General features: G+C 64.5%; 9 protein-coding genes. 6 read left to right on the top strand and 3 right to left on the bottom strand.

Annotated elements, in window-relative coordinates; all coding sequences use genetic code 11:
- Positions 1 to 96 precede the first annotated feature (96 nt).
- The 6 genes from gmd to PK98_RS00745 all read left to right on the top strand — a co-directional run bounded on the left by gmd (position 97) and on the right by PK98_RS00745 (position 7467).
- A complete protein-coding gene (gene gmd / locus PK98_RS00770) occupies positions 97 to 1167 on the top strand; it encodes a GDP-mannose 4,6-dehydratase (protein WP_039093567.1) in 1071 nt (356 codons plus the stop codon).
- Positions 1168 to 1259: 92 nt separating this feature from the next.
- Complete coding sequence (locus tag PK98_RS00765) at positions 1260 to 2132, top strand: glycosyltransferase family 2 protein (protein WP_081995975.1); 873 nt, start codon at positions 1260 to 1262, stop codon at positions 2130 to 2132.
- Between the two features lie 13 nt (positions 2133 to 2145).
- Positions 2146 to 3093: a GDP-L-fucose synthase gene (fcl, locus tag PK98_RS00760; RefSeq protein ID WP_152608493.1), complete on the top strand. Its 948-nt coding sequence runs from the start codon at positions 2146 to 2148 to the stop codon at positions 3091 to 3093.
- A 25-nt stretch (positions 3094 to 3118) separates the two neighbouring features.
- On the top strand, positions 3119 to 4351 hold the full coding sequence (locus PK98_RS00755; RefSeq protein ID WP_039093565.1) for a WcaI family glycosyltransferase: 1233 nt from the start codon (positions 3119 to 3121) through the stop codon (positions 4349 to 4351).
- 135 nt (positions 4352 to 4486) lie between these two features.
- The gene (locus PK98_RS00750) at positions 4487 to 4939 is read left to right on the top strand and encodes a hypothetical protein (RefSeq protein WP_235425345.1); all 453 of its coding nucleotides are present in this window, start codon (positions 4487 to 4489) and stop codon (positions 4937 to 4939) included.
- The gene (locus PK98_RS00745; protein ID WP_039093562.1) at positions 4936 to 7467 is read left to right on the top strand and encodes a hypothetical protein; all 2532 of its coding nucleotides are present in this window, start codon (positions 4936 to 4938) and stop codon (positions 7465 to 7467) included. Before PK98_RS00750 ends, PK98_RS00745 begins: the two co-directional genes overlap by 4 nt.
- A gap of 144 nt (positions 7468 to 7611) precedes the next feature.
- Here PK98_RS00745 and PK98_RS00740 read toward each other — a convergent pair whose 3' ends face one another.
- From PK98_RS00740 to gcvPA, 3 genes are all read right to left on the bottom strand, one after another.
- Positions 7612 to 8751 carry a glycosyltransferase family 4 protein gene (locus PK98_RS00740; RefSeq protein WP_081995974.1) on the bottom strand — a complete coding sequence of 380 codons (1140 nt, stop codon included), beginning with the start codon at positions 8749 to 8751 and terminating at the stop codon, positions 7612 to 7614.
- 100 nt (positions 8752 to 8851) lie between these two features.
- Positions 8852 to 10417, bottom strand: coding sequence for an aminomethyl-transferring glycine dehydrogenase subunit GcvPB (gene gcvPB / locus PK98_RS00735; protein WP_039093561.1), 1566 nt, complete (start codon positions 10415 to 10417; stop codon positions 8852 to 8854).
- A complete protein-coding gene (gcvPA, locus tag PK98_RS00730; protein WP_039093560.1) occupies positions 10414 to 11772 on the bottom strand; it encodes an aminomethyl-transferring glycine dehydrogenase subunit GcvPA in 1359 nt (452 codons plus the stop codon). The genes gcvPB and gcvPA overlap by 4 nt, the downstream gene beginning before the upstream one ends.
- Between the last annotated feature and the right edge of the window lie 6 nt (positions 11773 to 11778).

Below are 11778 nucleotides of genomic sequence, written 5' to 3'. Positions count from 1 at the left end.
CCACCGACGGTAAAGACTTTGCTGGCGAAGCGTCCTTGTGCGGCGCTGCAGCGGTGTATAAGAACCTCTTCGCATTTGCAGCATAAAGGGGCAGACATGGCATCGGGCGAAAAGCGCGCATTGATCACTGGCGTGACCGGACAGGATGGAGCCTATCTGGCCCAACTGCTGCTGGAAAAGGGTTACGAGGTCCACGGGATCAAGCGCCGGTCGTCTTCCTTCAACACGGGGCGGATCGAGGATATCTACCAGGATCCGCATGACGACGATGCGCGGTTTCACCTCCATTACGGTGACCTGACGGATTCGACCAACATGATCCGCATCATGCAGGAAGTGCAGCCGACAGAGGTGTACAACCTGGCAGCGCAGAGCCATGTGGCGGTCAGCTTCGAGACGCCGGAATATACCGCCAACGCCGACGCGATCGGCACGCTGCGCCTGCTGGAAGCGATCCGCATCCTGAAGCTGGAGGAAACGACCCGTTTCTACCAGGCGTCCACCAGCGAGCTGTACGGACTGGTGCAGGAAGTGCCGCAGCGAGAGACGACCCCGTTCTATCCCCGCTCGCCTTACGGCGTGGCCAAGCTGTACGGGTACTGGATCGTGGTGAACTACCGCGAAGCCTACGGCATGCACGCCTCCAACGGCATCCTGTTCAACCACGAAAGCCCGCTGCGTGGCGAGACCTTCGTGACGCGCAAGATCACCCGGGCTGCCGCCGCCATCAAGCTGGGCCGGCAGGAACGCCTGTATCTGGGCAACCTGGATGCCAAGCGCGACTGGGGCCATGCGCGCGAATATGTCCGCGGCATGTGGATGATGCTGCAGCAGGACCAGCCCGACGATTACGTGCTGGCCACCGGCGAGACGACCACCGTGCGCGACTTCGTGCGCTGGGCGTTCGAAGATGTGGGCATCCCGCTCGAGTTCCGGGGCGAAGGCGTGGACGAGGAAGGCTTCTGCCAGAACACCGGCAAGTGCCTGATCAAGATCGATCCCCGCTACTTCCGTCCGACCGAGGTCGAGCTGCTGATCGGTGACCCGACCAAGGCGCACGAGAAGCTGGGCTGGAAGCACGAGACCTCCGTCCGCGAGCTCGCGCGCGAGATGGTGCAGGCCGACCTGGAAATCATGCGCGACGCGCCGATCGCCAAGGACAGCTGAGCCTGACGTCACGAGGCGCGCCGCTGGAGCATCGGGCTCTTGCGGCGCGCCTTGTCCCTCATGGAAGCGGACTACCCGGAAGGAAGCGGCGGATGACGGCAGAGATCGCGATATTGTTGACCTGCCATAATCGCAAGGCGCTGACCTTGCGTTGCCTGGACCAATTGATGGCGCAGGAGCACTTCCGCCCGGAGAACGTGTTCCTGGTGGATGACGGGTCCACGGATGGCACCGGCGACGCGGTCAGGCAGTTTCTCCCGGCCGCCAATGTCATCCAGGGTAGCGGCAACCTGTTCTGGAACGGCGGGATGCGCTTGGCGTGGGATTCCGCCAAGGCTTCCGGACGGCAGTTCGATTTTTACCTCTGGCTCAACGACGATGTCGAGCTGGAGGCCGGCGCACTGGCGCAACTTGTGACGGATGCGGACCGGATGGTGCCACGTGGCGGCGCGGTGATCGTGTCCGGCGCGACGTTCGAGCCGGGGACAGGCGTCCTGACCTATGGCGGGCATCAGTGCAAGAACCCTGCCCGCCCGCTGCGCCTGCAGCCGATCGCGCCGACCGGCGAGCCCGCGCCGATCGATTCGGTCAGCGGCAATATCGTGCTGGTGTCCCGCGCCGCCGAAGAGCGGCTGGGCAACATGCTTGCGGATTTCGAGCATATCTACGGCGATCTCGATTACGGATACCGTGCGCGCAAGGCCGGCATTCCGATGTATCTCGCCGGTCGGATGCTGGGCGCGTGCGCAGCCAATTCGACGGAGCGGTCGTCGCTCGATCCCTCGCTTTCGCGGTGGCAGCGCGTGCGATTGCTGCACAAGGAGCGGCGCAAGGTCCATCACCGCGACTGGATGCGGTTCGTGCGCCTGCACGGCGGCGGCCCGGTGCAGCAGCTGGCTTACTGGCTTGCGCCATACCTGCGGATCATCGTCGACCGGCCCAACCGCCATGCCCAGACAGTTTGAAGAAAGACGAACAATGACCTATTCGCTGCAAGGCAAGCGCATCTATGTTGCCGGACACAAGGGCATGGTCGGTTCTGCGATCGTGCGCCGGCTGGCGGATGAGGGATGCGAGATCCTGACGGCAGACCGATCGGTCGACCTGCGCGAACAGGTTGCGGTGCGCGAGTGGTATGCCGCCAATCGCCCCGATGTCGTGGTGGTCGCCGCGGCCAAGGTCGGCGGGATTCTAGCGAACGACACCTACCCGGCCGAATTTCTGTACGACAACCTCATGATCGAGGCGAACCTGATCGAAGGCGCGCGGCAGGTCGGCGTGGAAAAGCTGCTGTTTCTGGGATCGTCCTGCATCTATCCCAAGATGGCGTCGCAGCCGATTACCGAAGATGCGCTGCTGACCGGACCGCTGGAACCCACGAACGAATGGTACGCGATCGCCAAGATCGCGGGGATCAAGCTGTGCCAGTCCTACCGAAGGCAATATGGCTGCGACTACATCAGCGCCATGCCCACCAACCTTTACGGTCCTGGCGACAATTACGACCTGAATGGCAGCCATGTCCTGCCCGCGCTGATCCGCAAGGCGCACGAGGCCAAGCTTGCGGGTGCCGACAGCATCGAGATCTGGGGCACGGGCACGCCGCGACGCGAATTCCTGCATGCTGACGACCTGGCCGATGGCTGCGTCTTCCTGCTGCAGACCTACTCGGACGACGAGCATGTCAATCTCGGCTCCGGCGAGGATCTGCCGATCGCGGAGCTGGCGGAACTGGTCTGCGATGTGGTGGGCTTCACCGGCACGATCACCAAGGACACCAGCAAGCCTGACGGCACACCCAGGAAACTGATGAGCGGGGCGAAGCTGGCAGCGATGGGGTGGCGCCCGCAGATCGGTCTGCGCGACGGGATCGGGAATGCCTATGCCGAGTTCCTCGCCGGGCATGTCAAGCAGCCTGCGCTCTGATCACCCTTCACGGCCCGGCGCTTCAATGCAAATCTCGATTATCGGGCTGAACTACGCCCCGGAGCCGGTCGGCATCGGCCCATACACGGCCGGTCTGGCAACCGGTCTGGCCGAACGCGGGCACGATGTGCATGTAATGGCCGGCGTGCCGTACTATCCGCAGTGGCGGCTTTATGCCGGCCATTCCGGCTATCGCTCAACCGCGATCGAGGATGGCGTAACGGTCACGCGGGTGCCGCATTATATCCCGCAGCAACCATCCGCCGCCCGGCGCCTGCTGCATCATGCCAGCTTCGCCCTGTCGGTGCGCGGGGACGCCATGGCCGCAGCCCGTCAGCGGCCGGACCTGGTCGTGGCAGTCGCGCCGTCGCTGATGTCGGTCCCGGTGGCAGCGCAGGCCGCGCGGCGGGCCGGGGCACCGCTGTGGGTGCATGTGCAGGACTTCGAGGTGGACGCAGCGTTCGCCACAGGCCTGATCGGTGGCGGCGCAGCAACGTTGGCCAAGGCCGCGCATGCTATCGAGCGGCGCATCCTGCGTCAGGCCAATATGGTGTCGACGATCAGCCCGCCGATGGCGGCGCTGCTTGCCGACAAGGGCGTTCCGCCTGAGCGCATCTACGAGTTACGCAACTGGTCCAATGCCGATTTCGCCGGCACGACACATGACGGGGCACGCTATCGCGCGGAATGGGGTCTGGGCGACCGTCATGTGGCACTGTATTCGGGTAACATCGCCAACAAGCAGGGCCTGGAAGTGGTGATCGATGCGGCCCGAGGCTTGGCCGGGCGGCCGGACATCAGCTTCGTCATCTGTGGCGAGGGCCCCAACCGGGCCAACCTGCAGCAGCTGGCCGCCGGGCTCGACAATATCCAGTTCCATGATCTGCAGCCGACAGGGCGGATGGCCGAGTTCCTGTCACTGGCGAGCGTACACCTGTTGCCGCAGAAGGCGGAGGCTGCCGATCTGGTGCTGCCGTCCAAGCTGACCAACATGCTGGCATCCGGTCGGCCGGTGGTCGCGACGGCCGCCGCCGGCACCGGCCTGCATGCCGAGGTCGAAGGTTGCGGCATCAACAGCGAGCCTGGAAATGGCGCGGCGATGGCGGATGCGATCGTGCAGTTGATCGACAATCCTGCCAGGCGGCACGCCCTGGGCGAAGCGGCCAGGATGCGAGCGGTCGAACGCTGGTCACGACCGGCGATCATCGCTGCGGCGGAACAGCGTATGCTGACGCTGGTGGAGCAGCACAGGCGGTAGTCCACCCGCGACTTGGGGTATGAACCGTTAGCTCCTGCGGCGATGCCGTTCAGCCTGCTTATGTGGTAAAAAGCATTTTCCTACAATAACCATAGTGGTTAGTCAGGGTCGGTACTCCCAAGCAAGAGAGGCCCGATGTCGCAAAAATTTCCGATCTCCAATCCGGCACGTTTCGCTACGCCAACGGCCGTTGGCTTCACTGACGGGGCCGGCACCCTCGCGCTGGTCAGTCAAGGCGCACCCCTGCCCGTGACGATCACCAATCCGAGCAGCTTGCCGGAGCTGCCAGCCGCCCCCAAGCCGGTGGTGGGTCGCACGACATCGTCCACCGTCGTGGGTCCGTTCAAGCCGGCGGGCAGCACGCCAATCCACCTGCAACTGAGCGGCAACTGGGTGGGCCGTGCCAGCCTGGAGCGATCGACCGATGGCGGTGCCACCCGTCAGGGCCTTACCGTCGGCGGGCGGCGCTGGGCAAGCTTCACGGGCAACGCGAACGAACCGGTCTGGCAGGACAGCGAGAGCGGAGTGACATTCTGGCTCGACGTCCAGATAAGTTCGGGCGAGCTGGCATACCGGGTGTCGCAATGAGCGCGCTGGATTTCGCCGCGCGCGCGGGCGCACAGGAGGCTCGCGACATGGCCGAAGCGGTTGTCGGCACTGCCGACGCCGCCCGTGGCACCGCCGCCAAGGCCGAAAGCGCCGCCCAGGCGGCGCTAACCGCAGCCGATGCCACGGGCAAGGCACTCGATGCATCCCGGCAGGAGATGGAAGCAGCACGCGAGGCCGCGGATGTGGCGGGCAGGACTGCACAAGCGGCGGATCGCGTTGCTCAGGCTGCCAACGGTGTCGCGCAGCAGGCCGAGCGTCTGGCGCGCGACGCGGCAGCCGGTGCGCCTCGCCTATTCACCAGCATGTCTGCCGCCAGTCTGCCGACCGGTGCTACGGTGATCGGCAGCAGCGGCTTCGCCGCAGTCGGCATGGGCGCCGCAACCTATGTCAGCGATGCAAATGCCACAGCCGACCTGGCGCGATCGCATCCGCTCGCCTGCTTCAAAGGGGAAGGCGGTCGCTACTTCCGCCTGATGCCCGACGCGCAGGGCGCCATCACGCCAGAGCAGTTCGGGTGCCCCATTCCGGCGGTCGGCAGCAACGCACAACCCTATCTGCAAGCCACGCTTGATTACGCCGCAGCCGTGCCTGATGTTCGGCAAATTTCCTTCACCCAGAACTATGATCTGTGGAACCCCATCAGGATCAGCGGAACCCCCACGACCGCCCAGCAGGCGGACTATCTCTATCTCCGCAGCACAGTGAAGATCGTCGGCACGGCGTCCGATCGCGTGGTGCTGCGGTTCCTTAATTCCCAAGGCGGGCGCAATGACATTGTGACCCAGCGCGTCGTGCTGCCAGGAATCGCGGGATACGAGGGCGGCCACGATGAGAACAACTATCCGTGGATGGGCAGCGGCCTTGTTCCCGACAGGACCAAGGGCTTGCTGGATTTTATCTATCTCGAAAACATCGAGATGGATGGAACCTACACATACGACGAAGAGAAGTTCTACGATGCGAATGGTCAGAGAACTTTGCATAGCACGAATTTGATGCACAAAGCATTTTCTTCTGATTCCAGCTGCCGCCGCGTGTTTATGCGGAATGTGTATATGCACGATTGGGGCGGTGAGATTTATTATCTCGGCGGATCAGAGGTCCGGGAAGAATATCTGGAGAATTGCGAGTTCCGCGGGTCGCCCCAATGCGCGATCAACCCGGGCACTCCCGCCCGCAGCACCTACGTCAACGTCGTTTGTGCCGATGCTCTTCAGAACGAGATTGTCGGCGGCATGGGCAAGACGTTTGTCGGCGGACGCTGGGAGAACCTGCGCGGTGCAGGTGTCTTTGGCGGCGCCCAGGGCGACGGCCGGACCCATGCAGGTTATTCGTTCGGGTATCCGTGGCGAGCCCCTGATACGATCCCATGGTGCGTGTTCCAGGATCTTCGTATCGAACGCTGCAAAGGTTTCACTCTTGGCTCTTATTCCAAGGGACGTATCCATGTTGTAGATACACCCATCATTCTCGGTGGTGATTTCGGAAAGCTGGAAGAGATTGATCTGGACATTCAGGCAACCTGTGATGGCCAAGCCGACGCTATTCTCTACATGGGCGGCCCCGCAACCCTGACCGAGCAGGTTCCAAACTGTGACCCCGGCATCTACAAGCAGTTGCCTCGGAACATTGACATTCGGATCAACGCCATGCGGACGCGCCAGGCGCAGGAATCCCCAGCATTCGGAGGTGGTGACAATCGCGCCGCTTGGAGAACGGCTGTCGTGTATTACGGCGGGATGGTCGAGGGCAATTCGGTCAAGATCACGATCGACGGTACGGCTAATGATGCATTCCAGACGGTTAATGGCCTCAGCGGCGAGGCGCCGCAGATCGTCGTGCTGCCCACGTTCAAGCGATCAAACCCTGGTATCGATCCTGTGGGTATCTCCATTCTTTCGACGACTGGCGAACAGTCGGTCAACGTCCTCCCAGGCGATAACCCGATTGCGCTGGATGGCGACGATGGACTTCGCCTTATCCGCATGAGGAATACGCAGGGGCAGCGCTCCTGGAATTGGGCTGATGGTACGCAAGTGTCCTTCACCATTCGAGGGGCGCCGGGTAACAGCGGATACGGTGATGGCCGTGTAGTTGCCTTGTTCCACCCGGAGGCCGCTTCCGAGTACGTTGTGCCCGAGGCGCGGCTGCTAGGCCAAGCCGGTGATCGCATCACCTTCCGTCGCGACAACAGAGCGAACCGCTGGGTTGAAGTATCGTGCGAAACTGGAACAAAGGTCAGGTTCAGCGGCAGCGGCAACATTTCGGCGCGGGAAGTTGCCGCGGGAGCGACGGTCACCATCGACTTTCCCGTCGCTGGGGTGCGCGCCTCTGACAAGCGGCGTGATGTTGTGGAGTGGGTCGAGCCGACGACAGGCTTCGTCAGCAGCGGCTCCGTGATCTCGAATGATCTTGTGCGCGTGTCAGTAACCAACACCGGCGCGACCGCTGCCGCTCTTCCAGGCGGCGTTCGCCGGGTGCGTGTGCTGAACGGGTACGCGCTGTGATCGATCGGTAAACGGCATGTCGGCGCAGCCATGAGGGAGGCTGCGCCGTAGCCGATGGGCTGACCCGGAGCGGACGGTTGCAGTCAGGACAGACATGGGCGGGGATCGATCGGTCCTCGCCCATGCTGCATCATGTGCCGAAGGTCACGAGCTGGCTGATGCGTCCCTGACGAGACGCGCCACACCGTCGCAGAAATGCCGCACGTGCCCGCGTGGGGCGCTGGCGCTGGCCCGGCTGCTCATGGCGCGCCACTCCGTCTCGGACAGGCCAGCCATGAACTCCATGGCCCGGACCAGATCCACCTCGTTCGAAGGGTTGATGATGAGGCCGTTGCCGAGATTGTCGACCAGCTCGTCCACGGCGCCTGCGTTGCTCGATACGATCACCGGCGTGCCGGTCGCCAGCGCTTCGTTCACGACCAGGCCGAACTGCTCCTCCGTGCTGGCGAGGATCATGGCAAGCGAGCGTGTCAGGGCATCGGCGATGTACGAGGATGGCTGTTGCCCCAGGAACCGGGTCCGCGCTGCGATGCCGAGTTCCTCCGTTTGCTGCTCCAGATCCGCAAGCATCGGGCCGTAGCCGATGATGTGCAATTCCCGTGTGCCGGCTCCTGTGCTGTCGAGCTGGGCATAGGCGCGCAGCACCAGCCCGAGGTTCTTCTTCGGGACGAGGCGGGCAACGACCACGAAGGGCCGTTCGGCATATGGAGTGTCATGTGCCACCGGCTCGATCGTCCGGTTGAATCGGCCGGTATCGATCGTGTCGTACCCCTGCGCGATCGGCCGCTTGCCGAACCCGAGGAAGGACAGATATTCCACCGACCGCCTGCTGGCCACCAAAGCGCCGCTATAAGGCAGCAGGAACAGCGCCTTCAGGCATTCCCGCGGCAGCTGGCGCGGATAATCGTCGAACTTGGAGTCCACCATCGTGTAGACACGGCGCCCGGCCAGCCGCAGGATGACAGCGGCAAGCAGGACGGCGCTCTTGTCATAATGGCAGAAGAACAGATGCCGCGCGCGCGTTTGCCAGGACGCACGCACGATGCGCCAGGCCAGCTTGACCGAAGACGGCCTGACGGGTCCGGCAGACAGGGTCGTGACGTCATAGTCACCTGATGAGGAACGGTCCCAGCGATAGTCCTGGCTCGTCTCGGCAAGCTCGATCGCCTGTACCCTGTAACCGCTCCGCGCCAGGGCACGGAGCCGGTCATGATGGTACGGACCAAGGCTTTCCCACAGCAGGACAATGGTCTGTGATGCCGGGGTGAGCCGCATGTCGGTCATGACCGGCCTATAGCTCCGCCCGATGCTCTTCGCACTTGCAAAATGTTAGTGCGCGATATGGCGCAAGGATCCCCGCTACAGGCCGACCCGGACATGGCGCTCAGCCGAGCTCCGCCACCTCCCGCCAGACCAGCCGCGGTTTGCGGGCCGCAGCCGTTTCGTCGACGCGGCGACGTGGCGCCAGGAGCGGCGCGGCATGCAGGCTGTCGTCGCCGGCATTCGCCCGTTCCGCGATCGCGCGCATGGAGGCGATGAATTGGTCGAGCGTGGCCTTGCTCTCGCATTCGGTCGGTTCGACCAGCATGGCGCCGTGCACGACCAGTGGGAAGTACATGGTCATCGGATGGAAGCCTTCGTCGATCAGCGCCTTGGCGACATCCAGCGTGCTGACCCCCTTGGCGAAGTTGGCGTCGCTGAACAGCGCCTCGTGCATGCACGGACCGCTGGCGGCGAAGGGTGCATCCAGCAAATCTTCCAGGCTGCGCAGCATGTAGTTGGCGTTAAGGACCGCATCCTCCGCCACTTGCCGCAAGCCGTCCGCGCCATGGCTGAGGATGTAGGTCAGCGCACGGGTGAACATGCCCATCTGGCCATGGAACGCGCTCATCCGTCCGAACGAATGCGGGTGACGGTCACCGACCGTCTCCTCCTCCACCAACGTGATGTGTCCATCACCCTGCCGTTCCGTGAAGGGCAACGGGGCATAGGGGCTGAGCGCTTCAGACAGGACCACCGGGCCAGAGCCCGGACCGCCGCCGCCATGCGGAGTGGAGAAGGTCTTGTGCAGGTTGATGTGCATGGCATCGATGCCGAGATCGCCCGGCCGCACCCGGCCGACGATGGCATTGAAATTGGCGCCATCGCAATAGACGTAGCCGCCGACGGCATGGACCGCATCGGAGATCGCCTTCATGTCGCGTTCGAACAGGCCGCAGGTGTTCGGGTTGGTGATCATCACGCCGGCCACATCAGGGCCCAGCCGCGCCGTCAGCGCCGCCAGATCGACCCGGCCATCAGCATCGGCCGGGATACCTTCCACGGCGAAGCCGGCGAAGGCCGCGGTAGCGGGGTTGGTGCCATGGGCGCTTTCCGGCACCAGGATGACGCGGCGATCCTCCCCGCGCGCTTGCAGGGCAGCCTTGATGCACAGGATGCCGCAGAGTTCACCATGCGCGCCGGCCTTGGGCGTCATGGCGACGCTGTGCATGCCGGTCAGCTTGATCAGCCACACGGCAAGTTCGTCGATCACGGCCAGAGCGCCCTGCACCGTGTCAGCCGGCTGCAGCGGATGCACGTCGGCGAAGCCGGGCATGCGCGCGACCTTCTCGTTCAGGCGCGGATTGTGCTTCATGGTGCACGATCCCAGCGGGAAGATGCCGCAGTCGATGGCGTAGTTCTGCCGGCTGAGCCGGGTGTAGTGCCGCACCGTCTCCGGTTCGGACAGGCCGGGCAGACCGATCGCGCCGGTGCGGGCATGCCTGCCGAGGCGGCTGACGCGATCGGTGGCAGGCTCCGGCAGGTCGACGCCGGTGGTCTCGGTCGTGCCGATCTCGAAGATCAGCGGCTCTTCCAGCATCAGTCCCCGATTGCCGCTGACCGTCGCGCTCTCGTCACCGGCCGGAACCGGCGTGCCGGGCTTCCACCCGCTGGCGTTCATCACGTTCATGCGAGCACTCCTTCAAGCCCGGCGACCAGGGCGTCGATATCCTCGGGCGTGACCGTCTCCGTCACCGCCACCAGCAGCCCGTCGGCCAGACCCGCTTCCTGCGGGTAGAGCCGGCCGAGCGACACGCCGGCGAGCACCTGTTGCGCTGCCAGGTCGCGCACGACCTGCCGCGCATCACGACCAATGCGAACCGTGAATTCGTTGAAGAAGCTGTCATTGACCACCTCCACTCCGGGGATCGCCGCCAGCCGGTCCGCGACATCGCAGGCGAGCCGGTGGTTCTCCGCCGCCAGCGCGCGCAGCCCCTTTTCGCCCAGCAGGGTGACGTGGGCAGAGAAGGCCAGCGCACACAGGCCGGAATTGGTGCAGATGTTGCTGGTCGCCTTCTCACGGCGGATATGCTGTTCGCGTGTCGACAGCGTCAGCACGAAGCTGCGCCGGCCAGCCGCATCCACCGTCTCTCCGCACAGGCGGCCCGGCATCTGGCGGACATATTTGTCGCGCGTCGCGAACAGGCCCAGATACGGTCCGCCGAACTGCAGCCCGACGCCGAGCGACTGCCCTTCCCCGACCACGATGTCGGCGCCGAGCTCGCCCGGGCTGGCGATCGCGCCCAGCGCGACCGGCTCCGTCACGACGGCGATCAGCAGCGCGCCGTGCGCCTGCGCCGCCGCGGCGATTGCGGCCAGGTCGGGCAGGCGGCCCAGGATGTCGGGATACTGCACCACCACGCAGCTGGTTCCGCCATCGATGCGGGCGACAAGCGCGTCTTCCCCGCAATCGCTTGCCAGCACCGGCGGTGCGTAGTCGATCACGTCGCCGGTGAAGCGGGCCATGGTCTGGATCGTCGACACGTAATGCGGGTGCAGCCCATCATGGATCAGCACGCCCGAGCGCTTCGTGATGCGGCGCGCCATCACCACCGCCTCCCACGCGGCGGTAGAGCCGTCATACATGGAGGCGTTGGCCACGTCGCAACCCAGCAGGCGCGCAACCTGCGTCTGGAACTCGAACAGCATCTGCAGCGTGCCCTGCGCGATTTCCGGCTGGTAGGGCGTGTAGGCGGTCAGGAACTCGCCGCGCTGGATCAGATGGTCGACGCTGGCCGGCACATGGTGGCGATACGCCCCCGCGCCCAGGAAGAACGGCGCATCGGCCGCCGACAGGTTCTGCGCGGAAAGCCGGCGCATGTGGCGCTCCACCGACTGTTCGCCGGCATGCAGCGGCAGACCTTCGATCGGGCCGTACAGATGCGCACTTTCGGGCACATCGGCGAACAGGGCATCGACGGAAGGCGCGCCGATCACCGCCAGCATGGCGGTGCGGTCGGCATCGGTAAGGGGAAGGTATCGCATGGGTCG

This window comes from Croceibacterium mercuriale (assembly GCF_000802385.1).
Lineage (GTDB): Bacteria > Pseudomonadota > Alphaproteobacteria > Sphingomonadales > Sphingomonadaceae > Croceibacterium > Croceibacterium mercuriale.
This window is presented reverse-complemented; position numbering and strand designations above follow the sequence as displayed.

Coding starts and splice junctions, on each gene's coding strand:
- PK98_RS00750 (WP_235425345.1), top strand. CDS start 4,487: ATGTCGCAAAAATTTCCGATCTCCAATCCGGCACGTTTCGCTACGCCA.
- gcvPB (WP_039093561.1), bottom strand. CDS start 10,417: ATGAACGTGATGAACGCCAGCGGGTGGAAGCCCGGCACGCCGGTTCCG.
- fcl (WP_152608493.1), top strand. CDS start 2,146: ATGACCTATTCGCTGCAAGGCAAGCGCATCTATGTTGCCGGACACAAG.
- gmd (WP_039093567.1), top strand. CDS start 97: ATGGCATCGGGCGAAAAGCGCGCATTGATCACTGGCGTGACCGGACAG.
- PK98_RS00765 (WP_081995975.1), top strand. CDS start 1,260: ATGACGGCAGAGATCGCGATATTGTTGACCTGCCATAATCGCAAGGCG.
- PK98_RS00745 (WP_039093562.1), top strand. CDS start 4,936: ATGAGCGCGCTGGATTTCGCCGCGCGCGCGGGCGCACAGGAGGCTCGC.
- PK98_RS00755 (WP_039093565.1), top strand. CDS start 3,119: ATGCAAATCTCGATTATCGGGCTGAACTACGCCCCGGAGCCGGTCGGC.
- gcvPA (WP_039093560.1), bottom strand. CDS start 11,772: ATGCGATACCTTCCCCTTACCGATGCCGACCGCACCGCCATGCTGGCG.
- PK98_RS00740 (WP_081995974.1), bottom strand. CDS start 8,751: ATGACCGACATGCGGCTCACCCCGGCATCACAGACCATTGTCCTGCTG.